We start from the raw sequence: 26,404 nt of genomic DNA, 5'->3' as shown, positions 1-26,404 counted from the left end.
TTGACCCGAGAAGCCTTCAGCATGGGGGATCATAGTTATGGATTGTGACGGCACTACAACAATTTCCATCGTCAATTTGGAGACAGGGAAAGCAAGCGAATTCAAGCTGTTTCCGAATGAAAGCAGCCTTACCTGCTTCGTCAAGCTCATGAACATCGAAGTAATAGAGCTGGTTGACCTGCCGGACGATTACTGCGAGGTCGTGGCAACCGGTACAGCGATGGACAGCGTAGGACATATATTCAAGGTTCAATTGCTGTATTCACCGGAAACGACGGCGGAGAAAGAACAGGTTTTAGCAGACATACAGGCCGGAAGATATTACTCGGCCTCGGGTCAATTCTCCTACGTGGCGGAGGAAGGTATGTTGATGTACGATGCAAAATGCCGCGAGCTTTCCGACGAGGAAGCCGCCGGAGTTATACAAGTCTTTAATATAAATGAAATGGCGAGCTGATAAGCTGGCAACGCGGGTAGGTGCCAGCTATCAGCAGAATGCTGCAATGCTACTGTTGAACAGACTCAAACTGGAACAGCCCCATTACCACGTTGTGCATGGCGTCGGCCTTGTCATCTTTGATTTCCATGTCACCTAAGACGACTTTCTTCAACGCCCCATTCTCAGCTATCGACAATACCACTTTGTCATAACTTTTCGATTTGAAAGAAAATTCGTACAGGCCACTCGACTTGCTGCACTTGATTTTAGATTGTGCAACCGGGCTCCAGTAGGAATCCATCAAGTCCTTAAGCGACCCGCCCGATTTGTAAAGTGCTTTTCCGTCCTGCGACTGTATCGTCACGTAATTCTGCATCATGCTGTCCGGTGGCGAAGCAGAACAAGAAATGAGCATCAGCATTGCAGCAAGTGCAACGAGGGATACTATTGCCTTTTGTAACATCCTAAAATTACAGATGGTTTGCATCTTACCCTCCTCAGTTGTTCGCCTGAAATTTGGCTTTATTTTCATCGTAAAACTTTATGACGTTGGCAATATCCTGACTCACGTCCTTGCCGTGGTTGATAAATTTCACTTTGGGCATTGCCTGCTTAATGCTGGCAAGTTCAGGCGCTTTCTGACTCATAGCATATTCATCCGAAGTATCAGGAACATACGCAATATCAACAGCCATCTTCACGGCACCAGCGTTGCTCTGTGCAATCTCGGCAACTGACGGTAGCTGGTAGTTCAGTTCGCCCTGCACCTTCTCAAGTTGGCCTTTTATTGCCGTCATGCCGCTGTCATTGAACTTGCAGGAGTCGATTTCTTTTAGAACGTCACAGGACTTGTCGCCCTTGTCGCACGCTAGGATTACTTCCTTGTTGCAGCTTTCCAGTAAATTCTTGGTGTCTGCCGATCCGGTCACATCGAATTGAACGTCCGCCTTAGCCATGTACATTTTGGAATCATTGGTAGAGACGGCCATGCCGTAATATCTCAGCTTGTCTTGGTCCAGTAAGCTGTATGACGTAGCACCGCCCTTGCTGAGCAGGTCAGCGACTGAGCCGCCCGACGCGACGGCCTTTTCAGGCTGACCCGACTTGTACTTCAGCTTGTAATTCTTGAAGGCATCTTGCTTCTTAGAGCATGAGCACAGTAACGACAAAATTACCGTGAGAAGTACCATGCGAAACAGCCACCCGATTTTTGTCAATTTCAATTCACCCATACGCCCTCCTCAAAGTGATGTTGTTCCGCCGCCAACGTTCACGCGCTGGCTATTATTAGGATCGGCAGAAGCGGTATTTCCATTAGTGATTTTTTTTAAAAATACTAACTTACAGTTAGCTGAGTATAACAGTTGGTTAGCAATGTCAATAATTTGCTAAGTTTCCGTTAGTTATAAAGCGCTGCGAAATGGCTGAAAATACAGTCATTTTGGAGGCTTAATGAAAACAACAAAGGAGTTGCTTGGAGCGCGGATAAAGGAACTCCGCAAGCTGAGGAAGATGACTCAGGAGAAGCTTGCGGAGCAGATTGGCGTCGATCCGAAGTATGTTAGTTTCATCGAGGTGGGGAGAAGTTCGCCGTCACTTGAAGCAATGGAGAAGATCGCGCAAGCGCTCGACGTGGAAATGAAGGACATGTTTGATTTTTCACATCACGAGGCGCGGGAAGTCAGCATCGAGCAGATAGATGAGATGCTAAGCGGTGTCACCGAAGATCAGTTGAAAATCATTCACAGGATAGTGAAAGCGTTCAAAAAGTGACGCTGTGGGTGGTTTGATTTCAACTTTTCGGGGATCGGGAACATTCACAGCAGCAGATTCAGCATCTGAGTTATGGACTTGCCGGTGGTTCCGGCGATTCGGTTCTGAACGGTCCAGCGGTCGAGCTTCTTGATGATTTCTTCCGGCAGGTACAGGCAGACGCGGTACTTCTTGCGACCGGTCTTCTTGCTAATGTAGATGGATTTCATGTCTCTTGCCTCTCAGATTCCGTGCTGGCCAATCGGTCTGAAGTTGTTGAAATCAAAATATTTTGATTCAAAACTTTTGGTGACGTAGTCGATGAGCTTGTCTTCGTCATAGATGCGCTGGATGTCGCAACATTTCTTATTGAAAGCTTCTTTGTCGGTTACACGGTTAGTCTTGACTACGCGGACTTTATTTATCATGTTCCAGAAGTGGTCGATAAAGGAAATCTTGGATTCAGTATCCAGCCTGGAATCATGTTTGATGAGAATGTGACTGTGTAAAGGATTGTTGGCTGAGGTCTTGTGTTTTTCAAAAAAGCAAAAGCCTTCAAGATATTCACTGCCACTGTTTCTGCCGTATATTTTCTTATTCAGAAAGTGCATGAGGTAATTTATTTGCTGGGTACAAGCATCGACGGTCTGCCATCTTGGGAACGTGAGCGTAATGAAGTAGGCAAAGGGGCCGTTGCGCCGGATGAACTCGGTATATGCTCGTTTCTCTGGATGATTGTTTAATGAAATCATATGGTTAGCGTCCTTCGTACTGTTGATATTATTCTGGCATCAAGGGGTTCTATCGGATTACCTGTTCTAGCACGAGCGCCCATAGGCATTGCTGACGGGATCATCGTTGCTGGTGTTATTTATAATAGTTGATTCAAAAACCGAGAATAGCTCCGTACATCGTAAAGCCGTGGTGCATTTCCGCTGTCAACCTGAGGCGATGAGCGACATAGGCATGCTGATCGGAGGGTGAAGCTGCGCAGGGACGCTACGGAGCTTCACCCTGTCACGATTCATTGCTAGTCGGCAAGAACCTCCCAGTCGAATATCCTGAAGCCAGTTCGTCTCAGACTGCGACAATTGACATATACGTCCATAAAGTCATCCATCTCCTTCTCGTGGGTTGCTTCTTGAATTTCGTTTTCCCGGTATTCCCTCGTCTTCTCGTAGCCGGGAGGGATAGGGGCTAACAGCTGCTCAATCAACTCATGTGCTAGCCTCTCGAAGTCGCGATTTCTAAGCCTGACCTGGTTTGACCACATCCGCTTATCAAATTCGAAGAGTGTACGGCTAGCAAGTGTGTACAAGACGGAGATAGCTTCGATCTTCTGGTGGAAGTCATGAACTTCGTCTGGTAGTGCGTAACGAATTGCGAAGATTCCAGATGTGTCAGCAAAGGGAAGATCGTCGATCTCAGACCAGTACTTAACGGTTTCATACTCGACCTGCCCTTCGCCAATGATTTGCCAAATCGATATGATGTTCTTGTCAGCGACAAAGAATTTGTTGTCGACTTTTGCAGTAAAGAAACTTTGGTCTCGACGCTCTTCCTCGGTCGAATTTTGAAGCTTCCTGAGTGTAATGTCAGACAGAAAGTTTTCATGCTCCGCCTCGCGTTTTATTCCGTCTGCTCTAAGTTTCTCTAGCCAGCGTTCAAATTCGTCCGTTTCGTGTTCCGTGGATGCTCCCTGCACAATTTCAGCAATAGTTTCCATGATGATATCTCCTAGATTTAAGTTGTTATTCAATTGCCAAACGGGAAAGTACCCCGGCAGAGCCGGGGAGTTCCCAGATGAAGCCAATTTATTCATCAAACTCATTCTCTTTGGCTACATATTCCTCACATTGACGATCAACGTATCGTTCATAAGCCTCTGCGAAATCATCAACAATGTAACTTGCCAAATAAAAGCTAAGTTCTTCGAATTCTTTACCATTTAGCAAGTCGGTATAGTACATATGGCTCCTGGAATAACCCATAACTTGCCATGAGTAGTCCATGTACAAATCGTATAGTGCGATGATGACCGAAATCCGATAATGGTAGTCCAGTACCTTCGGATAGTAGTCATATGAAAAGGCCGAGACATCAATTATTGGTAGGCTGTCAATTTCAGCCCAATATAAGGTTTGGCTGTGGGTAAGGTCTGGTAACTGCTCATCCCCCCCAGACTGATCCCAAATGCTTACGATATTGTTGTCAGCAACGATGTACTGACCGTCAATGCTGGCGGAGTAATGCGCCCGGAGCCCTTCATGCTCGCGACGCTCTCGAAGCTGGTTCAGGGTCAGAAGTTGCGAGCCTGCATTCTCAGCAAGTGCAGGCGTTGTCGATTCCTGCTCTTGTTCTCTGTCGAGGGTGTTAGCATTCCCCTCTGGTTTGGGTTCCTCTCCTGCCACCGCTGCTTCGATTTCATCGCTGAAGCTGAAGAATTCTGCCGGGATGCTGGTACTTACGGATACGTTACGCTTTTTCATTTTGCTGCTCCTCCTGAATACGGTTAGTTTTACATCTGTCAGTACTTATGATGCTAAAAAATGAACAAAATTCACCTGGTGAACTGGCAGGAAATACTGTAAATTTGGTATGTTGAAAATTTAGCCACGTAAAAAATGCGCCAAAGGCATGCAAAAAAATGTTCCCCCTCACGAGAAAAATCCATTCCACGAAAACCAAGGATTTCTATATTGCACCTCCTTCCAAAAAACTATAGTCATTCCATTGACTTATATGTTCATTAAAATTAATATAGAATAGTTTCATGGATACTATGACTAGGGGGTGGATAATGGGGCAGACCTTCGCGTATCTGAGAGTAAGTACCAGCCACCAGGACGTAAAGAATCAGCGGTTCGAAATCCTGGATTACTCACAGCGAAATGGATTACGGGTCGATCATTTTATTGAGGTCGAGATGTCTAGCAGGAAGGGTAGCGGCGAAAGGATGATTGACCACCTGCTACAGCGTTTGAATCCGGGTGATTCCGTCATAGTCTCTGAGCTTTCACGGATCGGCAGAAGCACCGTTGAGGTACTGAACATTGTTAAGCAGTTGACGGAAATGGGGGTGGCGCTCATAGCTATCAAACAGAACATGACGGTGAGTGGCAACGGGAATGTCCAAAGCAAGGTCATGGTCACGTTATTTTCGCTGTTCGCTGAACTGGAAAGGGATTTAATATCTGAGCGAACAAAAAGAGCACTGGAGGCAAAGAAAGCGGCAGGGGTGAAAATTGGCAGGCCGAAAGGCCGGACAAGCGCAAGCAAGCTGGATGGGGTAGAGGAGCAGATCAGGGAGTTGCTACGTAAAAAGGTTTCGATGGCGTCAATTTCAAAAATCTTTGAAGTCTCACGGGGGACAGTCTACAACTTTATCCATTCGCGCAAGTTGCGTGACCACGACATTGGAAGAGCATCATGACCATAGTCATGAACCACGACAATATGACGAAAGAGGAGTTGAGCGCTGCGGAACCAAGCCTCAGGCGACAATGGTTTTACATTACGTTCGAAATAATCAAGACCAATTCTGACCCCATGTACTGGAGGCCACTACTCGCACTGTTATGTTCTCGGGCATATGAGTACGACATAAACGAATGCCGCATGCTGCATTACTCAATGAAGTTATTTAATTATATTAACAAGTTATCGCCAGAGTTTTACCTAGCGAAGGATGAATTATCGCAGGCCAGGAATATATTCTACCAAAGACTGTCTTATGGTTCAGATGCACAGGTTAAAAAGCGTACTGGCATTGACCTGACGAGGTATACAAATCGCCAGCTTGAGACAGTTAATAGGCGCATCAAGAGAGAGGACGATTTTCTGAAAAGATTGGTTGCCCTAAAACGGTATGTAAAGAAGAATTACGCTGTTGAAAAGATGCTTGAGGCACTTGCCAAGAGCGATTTGGAAATATCCAGAACCAAATTATATGAAGATATCTATTATTGGGCCATCCTACAGGGGGGAAAGATCAGAAAGGGTATGATTATCGGCATCGACAAAGCAATCGTCCAAGAAAGGATAGACTCAAAGAAAGGTAAGATCAGTTATGCCTACCTGTTAGGCAATGTTGAGTATTCGATGGCTACAGTGGAATAAACCTTGCCTCTCCCACCTGATCATGCGGGAAATGCTGACATGACCTATCCACGACAGTCAATCGCTTGTGCGGTAGCACCAATCCTGAATTGCCCTCATACGACAAGTAAACAACATCTTGAGCCGATCCAGTCCACCCCGTCACTAAATCGACCGCAATACCAACTGCGGCAGAGGCAACCACCCCATTCGCCCAAACCACCTGCGGATTGTGCCCCGCGTCGCCATACTTTTTCGCTTCGGCGGCGAGTTTCTTTTCCGTTAAGAAACCCAAGCACCACATACACGGACCACCGGGAAGAGATGCAATCACCTGACCGCTTAAGACTGGCGGTTGGGGATCAACCTGAACCACATCAATTCCGATGTCGATGTACGGCATGAGGTGGCGGCGGGAAAAAGTTTCCAACTCATGTCGCCCTTTATATCCATCCACACAACCGACAATGATGTCACAGTTCCCGAGCGGGAGTGGGTTGTCTTGCCAGCGCTCCCTTATCATTTGGATTTTAGCCCTCGGCTGTAGTCCGCGTATGACCCTTCTGGCGATTTGGACCTTTGGAACTTTATTTTTTACGTCCCTAACCGTTGCGCCAATTAGCCGATTGAGGTTCGAGTCTTCCGGCATGTCCGGGTCATACAGAACATATTTCTGAAATCCCACATGCGCAAGCTGTTGGGCTACATGCGACCCGCCACCACCAAGGCCAATGATCCCGACGGTACATGCTGCAATCTTAGCCTGTGAATTCTCTCCCAAAAAGGACTGCCTGTCGTATCTGTCGTCACACATATAATCCTGCCCCCGGCTTTAGCGTCTCTATGGGATAGCCGACAATGGTTAGTTTTCTGACCGGTTCGGGCGAATCGTGTTTTGATGTCCAGACTAAGCCAACGGCATTGTCCAGACTGAACACCAGAGCACCGTGAATTGCTCCCCCTCCGATATTGTGGAAAGACGGTATCATCTTGTTGTATTCCAGCCGATCAAGCCGGCTAAAGCGCGGCGCGCCCGAATGGTCATGTTGATGGACGTGCAATATACACTCTTTTGAGGAGTAAGCTCTTTCCATAACGCTGCGGATTGCCGAAGAGTTGATCTTTGCCCCGACTTTCGGGTCATCGATGTAATGAACATCCGGCACGGGGTAATATTCCGTCGCAAGAAGCAGGATTGCGTCTTTGTCGGCGGTGTCTTTCCGGGCAAAGATGAATCCCACTCGTTCGTAGGCGAAATCATGCGGGCGGTTCAGGTCCGCCCGCATTTTCTCGTAAACATGCCTGGTCATCTTGACGTGAATCAGCATATTAATCCTCTCAGGTGTAGCGCAACCATCTGCGAAAGACGTCTTTCTGCGGGTGGCAACTGCCATGAAAAGGCAAACCACCGACGGCCCAGGATGAATTCGTTCTGACCGTTCCAATTAAGGGCCTTTCCGGACTGGACCATTGAAGCAAAGTACAAACGCGAGTTATACCCTCCTCGCTGGTTCGGGCAGAAAAGAACGTCAACTGATTCCGGCGAACAGGACGACGGCAGTTTCAGTCCCGGTATGAAGAAGAAATCGAATCCGCCTTCCTCTGAGTGGCTGATACCGGGAAACGTTGCCTTCATTTCATCGATTTGTTCCTGTGGAAAATCCATGTGGAGCCTCCTTCAGGACGACGAGCCGTCTTTTACGTGGCTGATGAAGATTTCGCCTCCTTTGATGGTGACACCCCCATCGTCGGGCAATGGCTCAAACTTGCCGTCGATTACCCTGTCGAGGTCATAGGCTAGAGGGACTCCCGCCAGCGTCTTAAGCTCTGCAACGGTATGGTGCCCTCGGTGTACCGTCCACGGATTATCGTCAATCGTGATGGTTACATTCTCCTTGCCGTGGTCGTCGTGCTGCTGATCCTTTTCTCGCTCCATCGGTTTGTTCTCCTTCGGGAAATTTGTGTATCTGCTGATACGCTAATCAGCGTATCTGAGGAGAACAAAAAAAGCAAGAATATTTTTTCTCGCTTTTTAAGCAGTTGTTATTGCAGGTGGTTTGTAACCAACAACCGGACCCGTGCAGCGTCTTTTGAGACCTGAAAAGCGGACATAACCGCTTCAATGAGTTCATCGCTTCGAGGATTTGATTGACTTATCGGGTTTGTCACGTTCGCCACGGTGCAGTATGCCTCAACGGTCTTTTTAAGAAAAGAGGCAGGCATCAAGAACGCTCCACAAGCATAACCCGCTTGCCACTCCATCCAGTCGGTGGCACCGGAGGCTTTTGACTTGGACATGATGTCGTCACGCTTGCAAATTTGCAAGGCACCATTCTTTGACGCTGGAGAAACCAGTTCCATTTTATAGAGATAGTCATGGAAAATTGCGTGAAACAGTTCATGCGTCATGGTTGTCCTGAACCGATTCTCGTATGTAGAAGATTCGGAAAGCCTTGCCGCAACCGAAACTTTCGGCTTTCCCTTCGCGTAAAACTCGGTGAGGCCATCAACGTTAGCACCATATTCTGAAAGATCAGCGTACTGATCGAAGGAAGATGCAAATTTTTCAACGAGTTTGGTTAGATCATCGGTTGAGACAGGAAATGAGACTTGGCCGTAAAGGGTGCGGAGAAAATCACAGATAATTTTCTCACATTCCATATCAAGTTCGCGCGGTTCGTAATGTGGCCGTTGATTGAACTTACCAGTTATGTCGCGAACCATTTTCGGCATGGCTACTTTTTCTCCGTTGCTTTACGAAATGCAACCATGGCTTTTTCGAAGGTGACTGGGTCAAGTTTTCTCTCCTTGACTTCTTCAGGGATTCTACCAGCCAAATATGACAAATAATCAGCACTTATTTCAAGTGTAGTAGCAAGAAGATCAATAAGCTGCGGAGAGGATGGGGACCGTTTATCATGTTCAATATCGTTCAGGTATTGCGGGGAAATATCCAGCTTTGCAGCAACTTCCTTCTGACTCATCGTCTTTGCCTTGCGTACTTCGGCTATATAAGTTCCAAAGCTGACATTTTTTGACTGCATCCGCATTAACCCCCAAACTGCTAGTACGCTAATTAGCTGATTAGTTTAATGTGCTTTTTGCCTCTTGTCAATGCTTATATTATCGGCGCAAAAACTGTTCGACAGGAAAAATGTCCCACAATTCAGTAGGTTGACAAGAACTCTATGGCGGCGTATACTCCGCATCATTTGTATTGATGGGAGAAGCATATGCCAATCTGCCTTAACACTCTCTCCAGTGCTCTTCCTGGACTTTCCCAGCAGCAAATTGAGTGCATTCAAAGTATTGCATGCAGGTTGACAACACCTGGCACATATTGGAGGAATCCTGTTTCTGATATCGTTTCAGAAGATTTTCTTGAGGCGTTTGGGGACATCTTGCGCATTCACCATTGCTTATCCAAGGATGCATTTAGCAAGGATAAATTTGAATACGCCATGGAGCAAGCCTTAAGTCGGTGTGGGGTTTCTGCCAAGCTGGCAGATAAGTGCAATCCAGGACATGATATCACTATAATGGGCATACCGGTGTCCCTAAAGACGCAAGCAGACCGGAGCCTGAAGGTGGACAAAGTCCATATATCGAAGTTCATGGAACTTGGTAAAGGTGTTTGGGGAGATAAGGTTGAGGATTTGCATGGATTACGAGATAGCTTTTTTAGGCATATGGCTGCCTACCAGCGGATTTTCACTCTACGCACTTTGTCTCGGACACCAAAAGATTGGCATTACGAATTAGTTGAAATACCAAAGTCTTTGTTGCAAAAAGCCGCAAATGGCAGCTTTGAAATGTGCAACGACAGCACCCAATTTCCAAAACCAGGTTACTGTCGAGTCTTCGAGGATGGAGAATTAGTCTTTGAATTATACTTCGACGGTGGCGGCGAGAGAAAATTGCAAATCAAAAACTTACGCAAAGGCTTGTGTACAGTCCATGGCGAATGGAAGTTCGCTTGTTAAGCTACTCTTATTACTTCTTGTGGTAGGAATAGATTAGCTTCAGGCTGAAGTCGTTTTTTTGCAATTTCGACATATTCTGGTTTCAGTTCAACACCAACGCACTTCCTTCCTAACCTCAAGCACACCACCCCGACAGTCCCTGACCCAAAAAATGGGTCCAGAATAAAATCGCCAGGCTCTGAGCCAGCCATCAAGCAGGGTTCAACGAGTCCAGGCGGAAATACCGCAAAATGAGCCTCACTGAAGGGTTCAGTATTGATATCCCATACCGTCCGTTTGCTCCGATAATGCTTTGTTGTTTTTGCAGGCTCCCGAACAGCTTCCCAATTGTAAAAGTACTTTTCGGATTTCGTCAACAAAAACACATATTCATGTGACCGAGTGGGGCGGTCTTTGACAGACTCTGGTTGGCAGTTTGGTTTATTCCAGATAATGTCAGACCGGAGATACCAGCCATCTAATTGCAACGCAAATGCGAGTTTCCAGGGGATGCCGATTAAATCTTTCGGCTTCAAACCCTCTGGGGTTGGTGCACGATATGTCATGCCCCTAGCAGGATTTTTTTTATCAGGATCACGCCAAGTCCGGTTACCACTTGTGTATGAATCTCCAATATTGAGCCAAAAGGTGCCATCATCGGCCAGAACCCTTCGAACTTCGCGGAATACAGCTGTCAGGTCACTTATGTATTCTTCAACTGTCATCTCAGAGCCGATTTGATCTTCGGCTCCGTAGTCGCGAAGGCCCCAATACGGTGGACTGGTAACACAGCAACGGAACATTTTTTCGGGAAGCTCGGACAGGCGTTGACGCACGTCTCCCGTAACAATGTTTACCGGTACATTATAGTCTATTGCCGGTTGATTCTGAATAGTTTCAACCGCTTCAATCATATGCATCTTTCATATCCTTGTAGCATAGGTATTCGAATTTTATTACTTTTTCTCATATCTGAGCAATAGATATCTTCGGAATGAAGGTAATCTAGCGCTTGTAAGGCTCTGAGTGGGTTCTATGACGTTCGAAGTTCTGAAGGTATTGCAATATAAGGGGTTGGTTGTTTTTAATGACTAAAAGGTTCTCAGCGTTCTTTTCCTCCGCTGCCTTGGTAAAGTTGAAGCTGCCGGTAATCAACGTATTCCGGTCTATGATGATAATTTTGTTGTGTGCTATGGCATGGTGATCATCTATCAACAGTGGAATACCGGCATTTGTGAGAAATGTTGCCGCAGTATACTTCGCCGACCGCTGGCTTTTGTCCAGTACAGCCTCGATTTTGACCCCCCGCCTCTTTGCGGCAATTATAGCTTTGGCTATCGGAGCAGATGTAAACGAGTAAGCCTGAATCAAGACTTCCGACTGTGCACCATTGATTTCGCGGATGATGGATTCTGTGCAACCACCGGTCGGGCTAAAAAATGCTTCAACAGTACCATTTGCGGGAATTGGTGCAGCATATACTGGCATGAAACAAAGAGCAACCAGCCAGGTGACGCATATTATGGGACGCATTACCATTCCTATTGGGTTCTAACATCATTCATCTGAGGGAGTTCTTCAACCCGCGGACAGCGAGCCGACAGCGCAAGTCGAGCGAAGGAAAGCTATCCACGCCAGTGTTGTTGGATGTGTTCGGAAACGTTACCGGGAAGGTTATACCAATAAGCATCGTTGGTGGAAGAGTTTACAACAAGCAACTTATCATTGCTATCCATGGTCCGCCATACCTGTTCAGCCGCATCCTTGGCCGAAAAATTTGAGCTAACATACCAAAATGATTGATGGATTTTAGCCCAAGCGCCTAATAGTTTTATGGCATCAATGACAGTGTCATAATTCTGACCGGGATTCATAAGGTCGTATGAAATAAAGAGGTTATTGGCCATTGATAGTTATCGTGAAACTGTACGGGAGCAGGTCGCTAATGCGTTCAATTACAACTTTACCGTTAAACCTGAAAATTACAGCTATTTGAGACCCCATTTCAAAAATAACCTGTCTACAAGCACCACAAGGAGAAAAGTTTTCACCTGTTGCACTAATAGCTATGGCATCAATTTCCTGAGGCTTAATACCTCGTGATATCGCTGCAAAGATTGCAGATCTTTCTGCACAGTTTGTTAGTCCATATGAGGCATTTTCAACGTTAGACCCAAAAATAATGTTACCAGACTTGGTTAACAGAGCCGCGCCAACTTTGAAATTGGAATAAGCGCAGTAAGCATTTTCCCTTGCTGAGTCTGCCTTTTCAAGCAGACTCAGATAAGTTGTATCCGATGAATTGAGCATTTCAATTATTGTGTTAAAGAAAGCAAGTCAGATGCTTGTAATTGACCAATGGATGCTCTAATTTCTGTGAGGCTAAACTTCGGCTTTAAATTTTTAGTTGTGTGAGTTAAGGCTTCAACGGATTTAGCTTCATAATTCTTATTTGCATACAGTATGGTCGTTATCAGTTCTAGTTCTTTAGCTGTTTTGTTTCCATAAGCAGTCAGAATTCCATCAATTGTAGGTTTATTCGGTTCCAGTTCAGCAGTCGCTTTTTCAACAAGCTTTGCTGCATTTTCGCCTGCAGAGATCTCATACATATTTGCAGTGGAATCATAATTCATCTTAACGCCCTGCAAAGAAGTTACAAAATCCAGTGTCTCAGCAAGATTGTCCGAGTAGGGGCCATAATTGTAAAAGCGAAAATTAAAGCCAACCGGCACCTTGCCTACCTCTTTGATGAGATAGACCAACTTGTGTAATTTCGTTTTCCCTAAATCAGTTACATTTTGTGAAATATAGGAAATCAGACCGTAATCTTTCCATGGAGTTCCGCTCATCTCAGGTCCCCTCCCCTTGTTGTCTTTTTAGAATCTCAATTGCCTCATCTCGTTTATCGATGGGCACGTATATTCTGCTTTGGTTGACGGACTTCAAACCTTGTACTACTGGCGATCTTACGGAAAGAGGCAGAACAGACGATCTGGCACTTCCGGAGTTCGACAGAACAAGGATTTCGTCATTCAGCTGCTTGAATTTGTACCAGGACTTTTCGGCGTTTTTCCTAATGGCTCCTAATGGTGCCAACACACCTTCAAGCCGATCAATGTCTTCAAGTTCTGGGATAGAAGGTATTTCAGATGTCTGATGCAACAATCTGAAGTGATGGCGATTTTTTAAGATCTGCCCATGGGTGCCGCCTTTACCTTCTGATATTGCTCCACCAACTCTCCAATCGTCCCATTTCAAGTATTCTTTAATGTCGTCGGCACTTGTTGGCAAAGGGAAATGACCTCCACATTCGGTCAATATTTCCTTCAAGGCCTCTACAAGATGGTAGTCGTAAATGACCCTCGTCTTGTGGAAATATAACTGTGTAAACATCATGTACCGTGCAAGAATTAAGCCCTCAGCTGCATGAATTCCATCCTCATCAATGCCCATGGTGTAGCCATCAGAGTCGGGGCGTTCTATAAGACGTATGGTCGCTACAATTCGGTTTAGGTCATACTTGCCATAATTCACTCCAGCGTGATGCGAATCTCGCAAGAGGTAGTCCATTCTGTCACCATCCATTTGGCTAGACAGAAGGTCTTTCCACAACAAGCATTCTCTACATGCTCCATTTGTGAAAAAAGCGGTGACATCACCTACTTTAAAGCGAAAATGGTTCGAAGGATGATTTTCAATAACGTCTGCAAGTTCAAATTTAACTATAGCAGCAGAATACTCTTCATGGGGGTACGGCTCATTAGTTTCAGGATCAATCGGAAAAGTTTCTTCGGCAGCATGCGAATAAGGTGGATGACCGATGTCATGTAAGAGAGCCGCTAATCGAACGAGACAGCGAAGCCTTTCCAACGAACCTACTGTATACCGCAATTCACGACTGGAAAGAAAATCGTGCTGTCTCTCGCAGATCGAATCAAAGAGCATTGTCACTACATGCATAACCCCCAGTGAATGTTCGAATCGAGAATGTGTAGCACCAGGATATGTCATGTCGGTCCACGCAAGTTGCTTAATCCTGCGTAGCCGTTGAAAGGCAGGTTGATTAATGATGTCCCGTTCCCACTCCGTAATCTTTACGAAGCCATGAATAGGGTCGCGAATTTCGAAAAACTGTGGCATTGTTGACCTTGCTCGCAAGAATGACCATTTTAAATTGGCGAAGCAGTATGCCACAATAAGCAATAAAACTACAGCATTTTTGCATTAAATGTCGAATTCAGTTTTCGCGGTATCGTTTCGTTTTTTTGATTAAAAGGTACACTGAATTAGAATACAGTATACCTTTTAACTAATAACTAACTTTGGTCAAATGGTTCACAATACAAAAGCATCGTCCATCCAAGGGAGGTCTTCAATCAGGCAGTGCGGGAGTCGGCAGCGGCGGTTATCCTCGTGCACAATCACCCCACCGGCGACCCGACCCCCAGTCGCGAAGACATGGAGATCACCCGCCGGCTGAAGGAAGCAGGCGACCTCCTGGGCATCAAGGTCCTCGATCATATCATCATCGGTGACGGAGCCTTTCTCAGCTTCGTCGATCGGGGCTTTTTATAGCAAATTATTTGAAAATGACTATTTTTCGTCCTGGCAAGGAACTCTAGGTACTGCGCGGAGACGTACACCGGTACGTCGCACAAGCAGGACCGCGGATTGACACCGCCAGGGCGGAAAAGAGGCATTTTCACTATTTGAAGTGGGCGGCTACCCGGTCCAGCGCCTCCTTCAGATCTTCACTGGCCTTTTCAAGCTCTTCCCTCCGTAGCGCCCATCCATGGTTATCCGAGTTCTGCAGGGCCTTCCATTTTTCCTTCATCACCTCTTTTTTCTTCAGCATGTCCTTCACTTCCCTGTTCAGAACAGCCCTGTTTTCAGCCGTCATCTGGTGCTGACTCATATTCAGGGAATCGATCTTTCCTTTCCACTCTCGCAGGCGCTCTTCCAGTTTTTTCTGATAATCGACCCGCATGTCTTCGACCATTGCTCACCTCACATGGACAAAGGATTACTGGAGCAATCCATGATTAAAGTTTGCCCCCATCTCCGGTAAATGTCGAGGCAGTACGGGAAAATTTAAGGTTCTTCAGACATTTTCGGGGAAGGCAGTCGTGGCATCGGGAGTGAGCGACGAGCTACAGCGGCGAGCGGACGCCCGCCGTCTGCTGACCGGAGATGACCAGCCACCTCAAGCATCGTGCGCCATTACACGGGGGGCGCCGCAAGGTCCGCAGCTGTGGCGACAGAGCGAACGGACGGCGACTGCCTTTTATTCCCCGGAATCCCCGGATGATCCAAATTTAAGCCCCCATGTGGATGGTTTTTTAATGACAATCGAGTCGGGATTCTGGTAGAAGAAATTGGCAGAACTCTTTGTCTGGAGGATTCATGGGCAACGTGAAAATTACCGCCCTTGACCGTGCCATGGCCAGGCTGTGCGAGACCTGTCCCGCCTGCCGCTCAGCCCAACGCAAGCAGCAAGGGATGGCATTCTGGCTGGTAACCAGGGTGGAGGAGAAAATCTGCCCCTTTTGCCGCGCCTTCGAGAAAGTACATGGGCGCAAAGCCCATGAACAGCCCGATTAATCCCCACGGGGAAAGGAAAAACATGCCGCGCATCAGCATCACCTGCCCCCATTGCGGATTCAGGCGTGAGATGGAAGACTCGGCCATACCGGCAGGGGTGACAAGGGCCACCTGCCCCAAGTGCCGGCAACCCTTCCCCCTGCATGACTCAATCGACAAGGAAACATCCACAGCCCCTCGGCCTCCTGAAGTCCAGCCTTCGCCACCACCCATAAATCCGTCGGCTCAAGCTGCCGATCAGGACAAGCCTGGGCAGCCCCGCCCCAGGATGCTCCGTTTTTCCTTCACCGGCAATGCCCGCGACTATTTCGGCATCTGGATCGTCAACACGCTGCTCAAGATCGTCACCCTGGGCATCTACACGGCCTGGGCAAAGGTGCGTAAACGCCGCTATTTCTACGGCAACACCCTGCTTAACGACACCGTCTTCGAATATCTGGCCGAACCCATGGCCCTTTTCAAGGGATGGCTTCTGGCAGCGGTCTTCTTCGTCCTTTATTCGGTGGGAACAAACGTAAATCCATTCCTTGCCGGCACCCTCGGCACGGTTTTCTTTCTGGCAATGCCGTGGCTGATCGTCCGCTCCCGCATCTTCAACATGCGCTATTCTTCCCATCGCAATATCCGCTTCACTTTCCAGCCCAACTACCGTGAGGCTTACCTGATCTTTGCCGGACTGCCGTTTCTCATCCCCTTCACCTTAGGGGCGATTATCCCGTACATGGTCTATCGCCAGAAAAAATTCTTCGTCGAAAACAGCGGCTACGGTCGAAACCGCTGCAGTTTCGACGCCACCGTCAAGGATTTTTACCTGATCTTCATCAAGGCTGCCGGCCTGGCCACCCTCATCATCTCCGTTTTCGTCGCCTGCAGCTTCCTCTTATCCACCGTGTTCCGGGACCTGTCGCCCCTGTTCCTCGATGGCAGCGTTGGCAAAAAGACCACCCAGAAGGGCTTCATTGCCATCTTTTTTGCCGTCATGATCGGCATCAACCTGATTTATCTCTTCTTCACCATTTACGTGCAGACGGCCCTCGCCAACCTGACCTGGCAGGGGACTCGCATCAGGAACAGCCGTTTTTCCAGTACCCTCAGGGTCCGTGATATGGCCTGGCTCTACCTTTCCAGCGCCGCCGCCATTTTCCTCTCCCTGGGGCTCCTCATTCCCTGGGCATCCATCAGGATAACCCGCTATCGCTTCGAAAACCTTTCCCTCCATCTCAAGGATGACATGGAATCGTTCCTCGGTTGGGGGAATGCCAATGTGGGCGCGGCAGGAGAAGAGATCGGCGACATGTTCGGCATCGATATCGGCCTATGACGGTAATTCAGGGATATTATTACGACGGCAAGCACTCGGGTCGCCGCTCGGTCACCCTGACACGGGACCAGGCCGACCTGAGACTGCAGGGGGACGGGGTGGATGTGCGTTATCCCCTTGCCTCCATCAAAAAATCACCTCCCCTCGGCAATGTGCGTCGCTCCCTGCGTTTTACCGATGGAACCCTCTGCGAGCTCCTCAGCGATGACAATCTCCATGAATTGCTGGATGGCAGCGACCATCCGCTGCAGCGGTTCATCAGCCGCTGGGAACGCAGTATGCCTCTGGTTCTGCTGGCACTGGTCCTGACCATTGGCGCCATCATCGGCTTCATCAAATACGGCGTCCCCCTCATTACACGGCAGGTGGTCCAGGCTATCCCCCCCGCCTCCGAAGTGAGACTGGGAAAGGAATCCCTGGGGTTTCTCGACAAATACCTCATGCAACCGTCCAAGCTCACGGCAGACAGGCGCCAGCAGGTAAAGGCAATTTTTGAGGGGATGAAAAAGGATCTGCCCCGGTCACAGGCCTACCGTCTGGAATTCCGGTCCAGTGACAGGATCGGCGCCAATGCCTTCGCCCTCCCCGGGGGCCTCATCGTCGTTACTGACGGTATGGTGGAACTGGCACAGACCGATGAAGAGCTGGAAGGTGTCCTTGCCCATGAGGCTGGACACCAATACGCCCGCCACGCCCTGCGCCACGTTCTGCAGAGCACCGGCAGCGGCCTCCTCATTGCCGCCGTCACCGGCGACATCACCTCCATTACCACCCTCTCCGCCACCCTCCCCACCACATTGATCAACGCCGGCTATTCAAGGGACTTCGAAAACGAGGCGGATGATGCCGCCGTCTCCTACCTGGTCAGGAAAGGGATAGAGCCGAAGGTGTACGCCGGCATGCTGGGCAGGCTCCAGTCCGAGCAGGACAAAAAGGTGGGGAGAGATAAAAAGACTCAAGTCTGGACGCCGGCCGACCTTTTCGCCACCCATCCCTCCACGACCGAGAGGATGAGACGAGTCCTGGGCTGGAAAAGTGAACTCAAACTGCCGAAGGGAGGTTGACTTCGGCCACAGTGATGATTAGCTTGTCTGGACGAAAGGAGCCCGATGATGACCCAATCACCTGAGATACCAGACCAAATGAATACTCCGGCGGAAGAGGGATCGAGCGGCCTGATCCTGGCCAGTGAAGTCCTTCCCGCCGGACTGCCCATAGTCCCTCTGCGCCCCCGCCCAGCCTTTCCCGGCTTGCTGATTCCCATGGTCGTCAACGAACCCCACCAACTGGCGGCGATAAAAAGGGCCATGGACAGCCCCTCCCGCACCATCGGCCTGGTCATGGTGAAGGATTTGGACAAGCCCGACAGTGCCGCCAATCTTCACCGGATCGGGGTGGCAGGCAAGATCGTCAAGATTATGCACAGCGATGAAGAAAGCTCCCACTTTCTCATCAATACCCTTGAACGCTTCACCATCGAAGAGCTTTCGGAGCCTCCCGACGTTTTCTTTGCCACGGTCCGTTACAGCTACGGTACCGAGCTGTCAGTCAATGCCGAGTTAAAAGCCTACTCCATGGCCGTGCTCACCACCCTCAAGGAATTGATCCAGATCAACCCGCTCTATTCGGAAGAGATCAAGCTCTTCCTCGGCCGCTCCAGCCTTGACGATCCGGGGCGACTGGCCGATTTTGCCGCCAACCTCACTTCCGCCGATGGACAGGAACTGCAGCAGGTGCTGGAAAGTTTCGATGTCCGCAAACGAATCGACCAGATCTTGATCCTTTTGAAGAAAGAGCTGGAGGTTTCACGGCTGCAGAGCAAGATCTCCAAGCAGATCGAAGAAAAGATCAGCAGCCAGCAGCGGGAGTTTTTCCTGCGCGAGCAGTTGAAGGCAATCAAGAAGGAACTGGGGCTGGAAAAGGAAGGTAAAACCAGCGAAATCGAGAAGTTCGAGGCAAGGCTCAAGGAGCTGAAGCTGAACCCGGAAGCGGAACGGGCGGTGAATGAAGAGATCGAAAAGCTGCGCCTCCTGGAGCCATCCTCAGCCGAGTACCATGTGACCCGCAACTATCTGGACTGGCTGACCATTCTCCCCTGGGGGAGGTTCAGCAAGGACTCCTACAACCTGGACAAGGCCCGACGCATCCTCGACCGGGACCATTACGGCCTGCAGGACGTGAAAGAAAGAATTCTCGAATTCATTGCCGTGGGCAAAATGAAGGGAGATATCTCCGGCTCCATCATCTGCCTGGTGGGTCCCCCTGGTGTGGGCAAGACCTCGGTGGGGAAAAGCATCGCCGATGCCCTGGGGCGAACCTTTTACCGCTTCTCCCTGGGGGGTATGCGCGACGAGGCCGAGATCAAGGGGCACCGCCGCACTTACATCGGCGCCATGCCCGGCAAGTTCATCCAGGCCATGAAAAGCGCCGCCACCTCCAATCCGTTACTGATGCTGGATGAGATCGACAAGGTGGGTGCCTCCTTCCAGGGGGACCCGGCCTCGGCCCTTCTGGAAGTGCTCGATCCCGAGCAGAACGCCTCCTTCCGCGACCATTATCTGGACGTCCCCTTCGACCTGTCCAACGTCCTCTTCATAGCCACCGCCAACCAGCTGGACACCATTCCGGCGGCGCTCCTGGACAGGATGGAGGTGATCCGCCTTTCCGGCTATATCATGGAGGAAAAGCTGGAGATCGCCCGCCGCTACCTGATCCCCAAGGCGCTCAAGGCCCACGGCCTGAAGCCGGGCCAGGTAACGATCCGCAAAGATGCCCTGGCGGCACTCATCGATGGCTGGGCCAGGGAGGCAGGGGTGCGGACCCTGGAAAATCGCATCAAGAAGATCATGCGCAAGGCGGCCATGGAGTTCGCCTCCGGCCGCAGCGAAGCCATCACCGTCGGCAAGAAGGAGCTGACCGAGTTCCTGGGGCAGCCCATCTTCACCACCGAAGAGCTCTTCGAGGCAGTGCCGGGCGTGGTCACCGGCCTTGCCTGGACCAGCATGGGGGGCGCTACCCTCCCCATCGAGGCCACCGCCATGCCCAGCAAGGGCAAGGGTTTCCGCCAGACCGGGCAGTTGGGCAACGTCATGGTGGAAAGCTCGGAAATCGCCTATTCCTACGTCATGGCCCATCTCAAGGACTACGGCGTACAAGAGGACTTTTTCGACACCCACTTCATCCATCTGCACGTGCCGGCCGGCGCCACCCCCAAGGACGGCCCTTCAGCAGGCATCACCATGGCCACGGCCCTCATCTCCATGATAACCGGCAAGCCGGTGCGTAAAAAACTGGGTATGACCGGCGAATTCACCCTCACCGGCCGGGTGCTGCCCATCGGCGGCGTCAGGGAAAAGACCATCGCCGCCCGCCGCGCCGGACTGAAAACACTCATCTTCCCCGAGGTCAACCGCAAGGATTTCAACGAGCTGGCCGACTACCTGAAGGAAGGGCTGGAGGTGCACTTCGCCCGGGAATACAAGGATGTGTACAAGGTGGCCTTCGGCAAAGGGTGAATAGAAGAGCCACGTCGATGCATGGGCGCTTTTATCCAATCATTTCCACCTATTATTAATGCCAACCTCCACGACGCTCTCGTCCTTCATGCGCAGACTACTTACGGAATATGCAAATTGTGGACGCAATAGAAAAATAACAAGCAGCGTCCCCCAACAAGAGGATTGACCAGCACCGACTGGTCCAACCTTAGCCTTGACATTTTCCGGGCAGCTCCTTTACAGTGAACGCGTGCATGCCTTTTTTCTCCGCATAGTCTCCTCTATTCTCCTTCTCGTTGCCATCATCAGTTTCAGTGGCATTGCCGCAACTGCTGCGGTCTTCGCCGGCAGTACAGCCGGCAATGCCTGCTGCGACCATGAAAAGGGCACTGATCCGGCGGAAACAGTTCCTTGCTCCGTGCCTGACTGCCCATGTCCGTCATGCATGGCTGCGGCTCTTCCCCACCACGCTCCGTCACACCTTTCTCAGCCACTTTTTCCCTTCTCCCATCTAACGCCAGCCCAGCGGATGCACCTGCCGGGATTCGGCCGTTCCATAGATTATCCCCCCGAATACTGATTCCTTTCGCCAAGTATTTGATCAAACGCCATAAAGCCGGATACAGCGTCTGGAAAAGCCGGAATAGCTGTGCCCGCACCCTTGCCCATCAATCAATGGAGATCCGGAAATGAAAAAATATATGATCATTGCAGCTGCAGTTGTCTTCGGTGCAGCCCTTTCCTATGTCCTGCTGGCTGCAGGCGGAGGAAAAGCGCTCAACGTCAACGAGATCAGCTCCGACCCGGGCGCCTACGCCGGCACCATCACCGTCACCGGTGTCATGGGGGGAACCTCGCCGCAGGACCCGACCATCTTCGGCATCATGGACATCAAGGAATTGCAGTGCAAAACCGCAAATTGCAACAAGGTCTTTGTCCCCATCAAGTACCAAGGAAAACCACCAGTAATGGGAGACGAGATCCGGGCAACAGGCAAGTTCGTCAACATGGCCGGGGGTTACCTCTTTGCCGCCGAAAAGCTCAAGGTGGTGCGCAACCACAAGATCGGAGGGTAAATGACTCTCTCCAAACTGGTCGTGAAAAATATCACCCGACGCCGGGGGAGGTTTGTCTTCACCCTCCTCGGCATCACCATCGGCATTTCTTCCTTCGTCACTTTTCTCTCCATGGGAGGCAGCCTGAAGAGCGAGATTTACCGGGAAACGGCAGCCCTTGGCGCCAACCTCATCGTCATTCCCAAAGGCTCCTGCGGCTATGAGCAACTTTCGGTTCTGGTCGGTGATGAGATGCCGACAAATATAACCGGCGACGAGGTAAAAAAGATCAGCGCCATCAAGGGGCTGACCGCTGTACCGTTTCTCTCCCAGAAAACGGCCATCAACAATAAACCAGTGGCGGTGAGCGGCATCGAACCATCCATAACCCTGATTTTCAAAGGGTGGCAATTGGCGAGAGGCAGCTACTTCTCCTCATTGGACGAGCCAACAGCGGTTGTCGGCGCCGAAGCGGCAAAACAATTCCAGCTGCAGCCGGGTTCCCTGGTCAGGATCAGGGGCGAGCAGCTGGCAGTCAAAGGGGTACTGAAGGAGACCGGCGGCAGGGACGACTTCACCCTGTTCCTGCCCATGGCCACCGCACAACGGCTCTACAAGTCCATCGAGCGCGTTTCCTACGTGGCGGTCAGGGTCGATGACCTGGCAAAAACCGATGCCTATATGGAAAAGATCAAGGAGTCTGTCAGTCTGGGGGTGGTTTCCGACAAGCAAATGCTGAAATCGGTGCTCTCTATCGTCGGCACGGTCAACATCACCCTGCAGCTCATTGCCGCCGTCTCCGTTCTTGCCGCCGCCTTCGGCATCATCAATACCATGCTCACGGCAACCTATGAACGCAAGAGGGAGATAGGCATTCTGCAGGCGCTGGGGGCCACACGGGGAAAGATCTTTGCCATGTTCATGCTTGAATCAGGGTTCTATGGACTGATGGGTGGGGTGGTCGGGGTGGGGGTTGGCCTTCTGGTTTCCATCCTCGCCACCCCCTACATCAGCCAGAACGCTTTCACCTCACTGGTCAAAGGGTCTGGTACCGGCACGATGATCGACGCCGGTGTCATTGCAGTTTCCATCCTCTTTTCCGTGGCCGTTGCCGTTGTCGCGGGAGTGTATCCGGCATGGCGTGCAGCGAGGCTTACACCGGTGGAGGCAATCAGCTATGAATGAGACGATTATTACCGCTGAAAAAGCGACAAAAAGCTACGTTACCGGCAGCGTCACCACCCATGCCTTGCGCGGGGTCGATCTCAGCATCGAGAAAGGTTCCTTTACCTGCATCATCGGCCCTTCCGGCCACGGCAAAAGTACTCTCATGCACCTGATCGGCGGTCTGGACCGCCCGAACAGCGGTACTATCACCGTGGCCGGCAGAGAGCTGAGCAGGCTCGACAACAGCAGCCTGGCCAGGCTGAGGGGTGAGAAGATCGGCTTCGTTTTCCAGTTTTTCAACCTGCTGCCGGGACTGACGGCCCGGGAAAACGTGGAAACGGCCATGATGCTCTCCGGGGTCCCGGAAAAAGAACAGGCCCCCCGTGCACTTGACATGTTGTCGCAGGTCGGTCTTGCAGACAAGGCCGATGCCAGGCCGAATCAGCTCTCCGGCGGCCAGCAGCAGAGGGTGGCCATCGCCCGGGCTCTGGCTAATAATCCGGAGATCCTTTTGATGGACGAGCCGACCGGCAATCTGGACTCGGCAGCTGAGGCCGAGGTGCTGGAGATACTGTTCAAGCTTCACCGACAGGGGAAGACCATCATCATCGTCACCCACAACAGCGACATTGCCGCCAGAGCCCAGCATATCATCAGGGTAAAGGATGGTCGGATAGCTCCATAATATTTCAAATTATCAGGTCGCCCCGGCAGGGGGCGGCCTTTTTTAATTGGCCAATGCTGGAAATACCGGCAGGATCGTGATACATAAAAACTGTGTTTTTGCTTTTGCCAGTCTTTTAGAAGTCAGTTTCACCATGAGCAACAGGGAGGGAGGTATCCTATGGGTATCGCATCGATTCTGACAACGGCCGTGCGCGGAGTGGCCTGGGGACAGGTGGCCAATATGGCGCTGCAGTATGGGCCGGAGATACTGAAGAAAATAAAGGAGCGGCGGCAGCCGCAGCAACCTGGCGAAGAAGAGACGGTCCCCATAATTGAGCAGCTGCAGGGACGGATCGGGGAGCTGGAAGCTGCCCTGGTTAAGCAGCAGGAGCTGATCAAGGAGCAGGCCCGGACCATCGACGTTCTGGAAGAAGCTGTCAAAACCCTGCAGGCACGGCTGAAGATTGCCATTCTCCTTGCCGCTGGATTTGGGCTGCTTTCCCTGGTCCTGGCAGCTTTCCTCATAAGGGCTTGATCCATGCCCCATCGCCCCGCCGAAGCTGAACATATCCGCCACTGTCCCCGCTGTGCTGCCACCAGCCTCTCCTGGCACAGCACCAAGAACTTCCGCTGCAACGCCTGTGGCTTTACCCTTTTTCTCAATGTGGCAGCGGCGGTAGGTGTGATTATCGAGTGCCGGGGCAAGATCCTCTTCGGCGTCCGCAGGAACGATCCGGGCAAGGGGATGCTCGACCTACCCGGCGGCTTCGTCGATCCTGAAGAGACCGCCGAGGAGTGCGCCGTGCGGGAGGTGCTGGAGGAAACGGGCATCCGGATCCCCGGCGGAAGCTACTTCATGTCGTTGCCGAACAGCTACCTGTTCCGGCAGATCACCTACAGCACGCTGGATCTTGTCCTGACGGTGCGCCTGGATGAGTTCCCAGCCATGCAGGCAGCCGACGACCTGGCCGAGCTGCTCTGGGTCGACCGGGATGAGGTCGATCCGGAGAAAATAGCCTTCCCGTCCCTGCGGGAGGCGGTACTGCGTTACATGGCATCTATGCCGCCAGTTCTGCAGGCGGTTCCCTCTCCCTGAGGGAGAGGGCCAGAGAGAAAGGAGATTCTGCACTAGCTGCTCCCCTCCCCTCATCCGCCTTGGGCCACCTTCTCCCGGAGGGGAAAAGAATTAATTCTTTTATTTACGGAGGCAATCATGGAAAACAAAATCTGGAATCCGGCCGACCTGCTGCAACTTTCCGGTGGCTACTGGAGCGCCTGTGCCCTCCATGCCTCGGTGAAGCTCGATGTTTTCACCCAACTGGGGGAAGGGTCAATGGCAGCCGAAGAGCTGGCTGGGCGTATAAACAGCGATGCAAGGGGACTGGCCATGCTGCTCAACTCTCTGGTGGCCCTGGAGCTGCTGGAAAAGGAGCATGATTCCTACCGCGCCACACCCTTTGCCCGTGAGTTCCTCAGCAAAAGTTCTTCCCAATATCTGGGACACATTATCCTCCACCATCACCACCTCATGGAAAGCTGGGCGCATCTGGACCAGGCGGTAAGGAGTGGCGGACCGGTCAGGCAGCGGGTTTCCCACGAGGCGGGGGAAGAGGAGCGGGAAAGCTTCGAAATGGGGATGTTCAACCTGGCCATGCAACTGGCGCCGAAGATTGTTCCTGCCATCGACCTTTCGGGGCGGAAGCGACTCCTGGATATGGGGGGTGGTCCGGGAACCTATGCCATCCATTTCTGCCTCCACAACCCCGAGCTTACCGCCGTGATCTACGACCTTCCCTCCACCCGCCCCTTCGCTGAACGGACCATTTCACAGTTCGGTCTTTCCGACCGCATCGCCTTCGAATCTGGAGATTTCATCAAGGAAGGGATCAAGGGAACCTTCGATGTGGCCTGGTTGTCGCACATTCTCCATGGGGAAGGGCCTGAAGGCTGCGCAATCCTTCTGGAAAAGGCCATATCGGCACTGGAGCCGGGCGGTATGATCCTCATCCAGGAGTTCATCCTTAACGACGCCAAGGACGGACCTATCTTCCCTGCCCTGTTCTCCATGAACATGCTCTTGGGTACTCCCCACGGGCAGGCTTATGGGGAAAACGAGATCGTGACAATGCTGAAAGCTGCCGGTGCCCGAGACATCAGACGCCTGCCTGTGGATCTTCCCAATGGGTCAGGGATCATCGCCGGTATTGCGGGAAAAAACTAGATGCGCTTTTTGCCGTGCATACTGATGATTTTCCTCATTGCCGGTTGTTCAGGGGCAGAGCCGTTGCCCAAACTGCCGGCCGATGGGGTGATTCTTGCCTTCGGCGACAGCATCACCTACGGCACCGGTGCGGCCAGCGGAGAGAGCTATCCGGCGATGCTGGAGCAATTGACGGGGAGAAAGGTGGTCAACGGGGGTGTGCCGGGGGAAGTGACGGCGGAGGGGGTGCAGAGGCTGCCGGGTCTTTTAGAGCAGGTGAAGCCCGCAATGGTGATCATCTGTGAAGGGGGCAACGACATGCTTCGCCACGCATCCCATGGAGAAATAGCCGCCAACCTGCGGGCCATGGTACGAATAGTAAAGGGAAAGGGGGCATCGGCGGTGCTGGTGAGCGTTCCGGCGCTGGACCTCTCCTTTGCCCCGCCCCCGTTTTATGCCGAAATCGCCGAAGAAGTGGGCATTCCCTGCGACGAGAAGACGCTGACCCGCATCCTGACCAAGAGATCGCTGAAATCGGATCCGATACACCCAAACGCCGCCGGTTACCGCAAGCTGGCGGAAGGGCTGGCAAAACTGCTCCATAAAAGGGGCGCTATCTGACGAAAGGGGATTTTTCGTTGACGTT

36 protein-coding genes and 1 pseudogene are annotated in these 26,404 nt (G+C 51.0%); 18 read left to right on the top strand and 19 right to left on the bottom strand.

Going from position 1 to position 26,404, the window contains the following annotated elements:
- Positions 1-37 precede the first annotated feature (37 nt).
- The gene (locus GEOB_RS02970) at positions 38-457 is read left to right on the top strand and encodes a hypothetical protein (RefSeq protein ID WP_012645695.1); all 420 of its coding nucleotides are present in this window, start codon (positions 38-40) and stop codon (positions 455-457) included.
- 49 nt (positions 458-506) lie between these two features.
- On the opposite strand, the gene GEOB_RS02965 is transcribed toward GEOB_RS02970, so the two are convergent.
- Together GEOB_RS02965 and GEOB_RS02960 are read right to left on the bottom strand one after the other, a co-directional pair.
- The gene (locus tag GEOB_RS02965) at positions 507-926 is read right to left on the bottom strand and encodes a hypothetical protein (RefSeq protein WP_012645694.1); all 420 of its coding nucleotides are present in this window, start codon (positions 924-926) and stop codon (positions 507-509) included.
- A gap of 10 nt (positions 927-936) precedes the next feature.
- A complete protein-coding gene (locus GEOB_RS02960; protein WP_012645693.1) occupies positions 937-1,671 on the bottom strand; it encodes a hypothetical protein in 735 nt (244 codons plus the stop codon).
- Between the two features lie 220 nt (positions 1,672-1,891).
- Between GEOB_RS02960 and GEOB_RS02955 the strand changes: the two genes are divergently transcribed.
- Positions 1,892-2,212: a helix-turn-helix domain-containing protein gene (locus GEOB_RS02955; protein ID WP_012645692.1), complete on the top strand. Its 321-nt coding sequence runs from the start codon at positions 1,892-1,894 to the stop codon at positions 2,210-2,212.
- Between the two features lie 44 nt (positions 2,213-2,256).
- Here GEOB_RS02955 and GEOB_RS20070 read toward each other — a convergent pair whose 3' ends face one another.
- From GEOB_RS20070 to GEOB_RS02940, 4 genes are all read right to left on the bottom strand, one after another.
- Entirely contained in the window at positions 2,257-2,421 is a 165-nt protein-coding gene (locus tag GEOB_RS20070) for a hypothetical protein (RefSeq protein ID WP_012645691.1), read from the bottom strand.
- 12 nt (positions 2,422-2,433) lie between these two features.
- A complete protein-coding gene (locus GEOB_RS02950) occupies positions 2,434-2,943 on the bottom strand; it encodes a hypothetical protein (RefSeq protein WP_012645690.1) in 510 nt (169 codons plus the stop codon).
- 278 nt (positions 2,944-3,221) lie between these two features.
- Positions 3,222-3,917, bottom strand: a complete 696-nt coding sequence (locus GEOB_RS02945; RefSeq protein ID WP_012645689.1) for a hypothetical protein — start codon at positions 3,915-3,917, stop codon at positions 3,222-3,224.
- A gap of 88 nt (positions 3,918-4,005) precedes the next feature.
- Positions 4,006-4,680: a hypothetical protein gene (locus GEOB_RS02940; protein ID WP_012645688.1), complete on the bottom strand. Its 675-nt coding sequence runs from the start codon at positions 4,678-4,680 to the stop codon at positions 4,006-4,008.
- A 311-nt stretch (positions 4,681-4,991) separates the two neighbouring features.
- On the opposite strand from GEOB_RS02940, the gene GEOB_RS02935 reads away from it, so the two are divergent.
- Together GEOB_RS02935 and GEOB_RS02930 are read left to right on the top strand one after the other, a co-directional pair.
- Positions 4,992-5,624 (top strand): recombinase family protein, encoded by a 633-nt coding sequence (locus tag GEOB_RS02935; RefSeq protein ID WP_012645687.1) that lies wholly within the window; start codon positions 4,992-4,994, stop codon positions 5,622-5,624.
- Entirely contained in the window at positions 5,621-6,310 is a 690-nt protein-coding gene (locus GEOB_RS02930; RefSeq protein WP_012645686.1) for a hypothetical protein, read from the top strand. The genes GEOB_RS02935 and GEOB_RS02930 overlap by 4 nt, the downstream gene beginning before the upstream one ends.
- Here the strand turns inward: GEOB_RS02930 and GEOB_RS02925 are convergent.
- The 6 genes from GEOB_RS02925 to GEOB_RS02900 all read right to left on the bottom strand — a co-directional run bounded on the left by GEOB_RS02925 (position 6,297) and on the right by GEOB_RS02900 (position 9,333).
- The gene (locus tag GEOB_RS02925) at positions 6,297-7,103 is read right to left on the bottom strand and encodes a HesA/MoeB/ThiF family protein (RefSeq protein ID WP_012645685.1); all 807 of its coding nucleotides are present in this window, start codon (positions 7,101-7,103) and stop codon (positions 6,297-6,299) included. The two genes, GEOB_RS02930 and GEOB_RS02925, sit on opposite strands and share 14 nt — an antisense overlap.
- Positions 7,096-7,617 carry a hypothetical protein gene (locus tag GEOB_RS02920; RefSeq protein WP_012645684.1) on the bottom strand — a complete coding sequence of 174 codons (522 nt, stop codon included), beginning with the start codon at positions 7,615-7,617 and terminating at the stop codon, positions 7,096-7,098. Before GEOB_RS02920 ends, GEOB_RS02925 begins: the two co-directional genes overlap by 8 nt.
- Positions 7,611-7,955: a hypothetical protein gene (locus GEOB_RS02915; RefSeq protein WP_012645683.1), complete on the bottom strand. Its 345-nt coding sequence runs from the start codon at positions 7,953-7,955 to the stop codon at positions 7,611-7,613. The genes GEOB_RS02920 and GEOB_RS02915 overlap by 7 nt, the downstream gene beginning before the upstream one ends.
- A gap of 12 nt (positions 7,956-7,967) precedes the next feature.
- Positions 7,968-8,225 (bottom strand): multiubiquitin domain-containing protein, encoded by a 258-nt coding sequence (locus GEOB_RS02910; protein ID WP_012645682.1) that lies wholly within the window; start codon positions 8,223-8,225, stop codon positions 7,968-7,970.
- Between the two features lie 107 nt (positions 8,226-8,332).
- The gene (locus tag GEOB_RS02905; protein ID WP_012645681.1) at positions 8,333-9,022 is read right to left on the bottom strand and encodes an ImmA/IrrE family metallo-endopeptidase; all 690 of its coding nucleotides are present in this window, start codon (positions 9,020-9,022) and stop codon (positions 8,333-8,335) included.
- Between the two features lie 2 nt (positions 9,023-9,024).
- The gene (locus tag GEOB_RS02900; RefSeq protein ID WP_012645680.1) at positions 9,025-9,333 is read right to left on the bottom strand and encodes a helix-turn-helix domain-containing protein; all 309 of its coding nucleotides are present in this window, start codon (positions 9,331-9,333) and stop codon (positions 9,025-9,027) included.
- A 189-nt stretch (positions 9,334-9,522) separates the two neighbouring features.
- Between GEOB_RS02900 and GEOB_RS02895 the strand changes: the two genes are divergently transcribed.
- Complete coding sequence (locus GEOB_RS02895) at positions 9,523-10,272, top strand: hypothetical protein (RefSeq protein WP_012645679.1); 750 nt, start codon at positions 9,523-9,525, stop codon at positions 10,270-10,272.
- On the opposite strand, the gene GEOB_RS02890 is transcribed toward GEOB_RS02895, so the two are convergent.
- The 6 genes from GEOB_RS02890 to GEOB_RS02870 all read right to left on the bottom strand — a co-directional run bounded on the left by GEOB_RS02890 (position 10,269) and on the right by GEOB_RS02870 (position 14,391).
- The gene (locus GEOB_RS02890; RefSeq protein ID WP_012645678.1) at positions 10,269-11,171 is read right to left on the bottom strand and encodes a DNA-methyltransferase; all 903 of its coding nucleotides are present in this window, start codon (positions 11,169-11,171) and stop codon (positions 10,269-10,271) included. The two genes, GEOB_RS02895 and GEOB_RS02890, sit on opposite strands and share 4 nt — an antisense overlap.
- Positions 11,172-11,256: 85 nt before the next feature.
- Positions 11,257-11,784, bottom strand: coding sequence for a phospholipase D family nuclease (locus tag GEOB_RS02885; RefSeq protein ID WP_012645677.1), 528 nt, complete (start codon positions 11,782-11,784; stop codon positions 11,257-11,259).
- 92 nt (positions 11,785-11,876) lie between these two features.
- Complete coding sequence (locus GEOB_RS02880; RefSeq protein WP_041267045.1) at positions 11,877-12,158, bottom strand: hypothetical protein; 282 nt, start codon at positions 12,156-12,158, stop codon at positions 11,877-11,879.
- Positions 12,148-12,561 (bottom strand): cytidine deaminase, encoded by a 414-nt coding sequence (gene cdd / locus GEOB_RS19630; protein WP_012645676.1) that lies wholly within the window; start codon positions 12,559-12,561, stop codon positions 12,148-12,150. Before cdd ends, GEOB_RS02880 begins: the two co-directional genes overlap by 11 nt.
- Before the next feature lie 5 nt (positions 12,562-12,566).
- Positions 12,567-13,100, bottom strand: a complete 534-nt coding sequence (locus GEOB_RS02875) for a hypothetical protein (RefSeq protein ID WP_012645675.1) — start codon at positions 13,098-13,100, stop codon at positions 12,567-12,569.
- Position 13,101: 1 nt separating this feature from the next.
- Positions 13,102-14,391: an HD domain-containing protein gene (locus tag GEOB_RS02870; protein ID WP_012645674.1), complete on the bottom strand. Its 1,290-nt coding sequence runs from the start codon at positions 14,389-14,391 to the stop codon at positions 13,102-13,104.
- A 186-nt stretch (positions 14,392-14,577) separates the two neighbouring features.
- Between GEOB_RS02870 and GEOB_RS02865 the strand changes: the two are divergent.
- Positions 14,578-14,826 (top strand): annotated as a pseudogene (locus GEOB_RS02865) (JAB domain-containing protein); the annotation flags it as partial.
- 130 nt (positions 14,827-14,956) lie between these two features.
- Here GEOB_RS02865 and GEOB_RS02860 read toward each other — a convergent pair.
- Positions 14,957-15,250 carry a sll1863 family stress response protein gene (locus GEOB_RS02860; protein ID WP_012645673.1) on the bottom strand — a complete coding sequence of 98 codons (294 nt, stop codon included), beginning with the start codon at positions 15,248-15,250 and terminating at the stop codon, positions 14,957-14,959.
- Between the two features lie 404 nt (positions 15,251-15,654).
- On the opposite strand from GEOB_RS02860, the gene GEOB_RS02855 reads away from it, so the two are divergent.
- The 12 genes from GEOB_RS02855 to GEOB_RS02805 all read left to right on the top strand — a co-directional run bounded on the left by GEOB_RS02855 (position 15,655) and on the right by GEOB_RS02805 (position 26,379).
- Entirely contained in the window at positions 15,655-15,852 is a 198-nt protein-coding gene (locus GEOB_RS02855; protein WP_012645672.1) for a hypothetical protein, read from the top strand.
- Positions 15,836-17,173, top strand: a complete 1,338-nt coding sequence (locus tag GEOB_RS02850) for a DUF898 family protein (RefSeq protein WP_230199010.1) — start codon at positions 15,836-15,838, stop codon at positions 17,171-17,173. The genes GEOB_RS02855 and GEOB_RS02850 overlap by 17 nt, the downstream gene beginning before the upstream one ends.
- Positions 17,170-18,237, top strand: a complete 1,068-nt coding sequence (locus GEOB_RS02845; protein ID WP_012645670.1) for a M48 family metallopeptidase — start codon at positions 17,170-17,172, stop codon at positions 18,235-18,237. Before GEOB_RS02850 ends, GEOB_RS02845 begins: the two co-directional genes overlap by 4 nt.
- 48 nt (positions 18,238-18,285) lie before the next feature.
- Positions 18,286-20,688, top strand: a complete 2,403-nt coding sequence (gene lon, locus GEOB_RS02840) for an endopeptidase La (RefSeq protein ID WP_012645669.1) — start codon at positions 18,286-18,288, stop codon at positions 20,686-20,688.
- A gap of 232 nt (positions 20,689-20,920) precedes the next feature.
- Entirely contained in the window at positions 20,921-21,250 is a 330-nt protein-coding gene (locus GEOB_RS20065) for a hypothetical protein (protein WP_154650445.1), read from the top strand.
- Between the two features lie 109 nt (positions 21,251-21,359).
- Positions 21,360-21,746, top strand: coding sequence for a hypothetical protein (locus tag GEOB_RS02835; RefSeq protein WP_012645668.1), 387 nt, complete (start codon positions 21,360-21,362; stop codon positions 21,744-21,746).
- On the top strand, positions 21,747-22,910 hold the full coding sequence (locus GEOB_RS02830) for an ABC transporter permease (protein ID WP_012645667.1): 1,164 nt from the start codon (positions 21,747-21,749) through the stop codon (positions 22,908-22,910).
- Positions 22,903-23,577, top strand: coding sequence for an ABC transporter ATP-binding protein (locus tag GEOB_RS02825; RefSeq protein WP_012645666.1), 675 nt, complete (start codon positions 22,903-22,905; stop codon positions 23,575-23,577). The genes GEOB_RS02830 and GEOB_RS02825 overlap by 8 nt, the downstream gene beginning before the upstream one ends.
- 159 nt (positions 23,578-23,736) lie before the next feature.
- Positions 23,737-24,093: a hypothetical protein gene (locus GEOB_RS02820; protein ID WP_012645665.1), complete on the top strand. Its 357-nt coding sequence runs from the start codon at positions 23,737-23,739 to the stop codon at positions 24,091-24,093.
- Between the two features lie 3 nt (positions 24,094-24,096).
- A complete protein-coding gene (locus GEOB_RS02815; RefSeq protein WP_012645664.1) occupies positions 24,097-24,654 on the top strand; it encodes an NUDIX hydrolase in 558 nt (185 codons plus the stop codon).
- Between the two features lie 117 nt (positions 24,655-24,771).
- The gene (locus tag GEOB_RS02810; protein ID WP_012645663.1) at positions 24,772-25,779 is read left to right on the top strand and encodes a methyltransferase; all 1,008 of its coding nucleotides are present in this window, start codon (positions 24,772-24,774) and stop codon (positions 25,777-25,779) included.
- The gene (locus GEOB_RS02805) at positions 25,780-26,379 is read left to right on the top strand and encodes an arylesterase (protein WP_012645662.1); all 600 of its coding nucleotides are present in this window, start codon (positions 25,780-25,782) and stop codon (positions 26,377-26,379) included.
- The last annotated feature ends 25 nt before the right edge of the window (positions 26,380-26,404 follow it).

Source organism: Geotalea daltonii FRC-32 (genome assembly GCF_000022265.1).
GTDB classification, from domain to species: domain Bacteria; phylum Desulfobacterota; class Desulfuromonadia; order Geobacterales; family Geobacteraceae; genus Geotalea; species Geotalea daltonii.
This window is presented reverse-complemented; position numbering and strand designations above follow the sequence as displayed.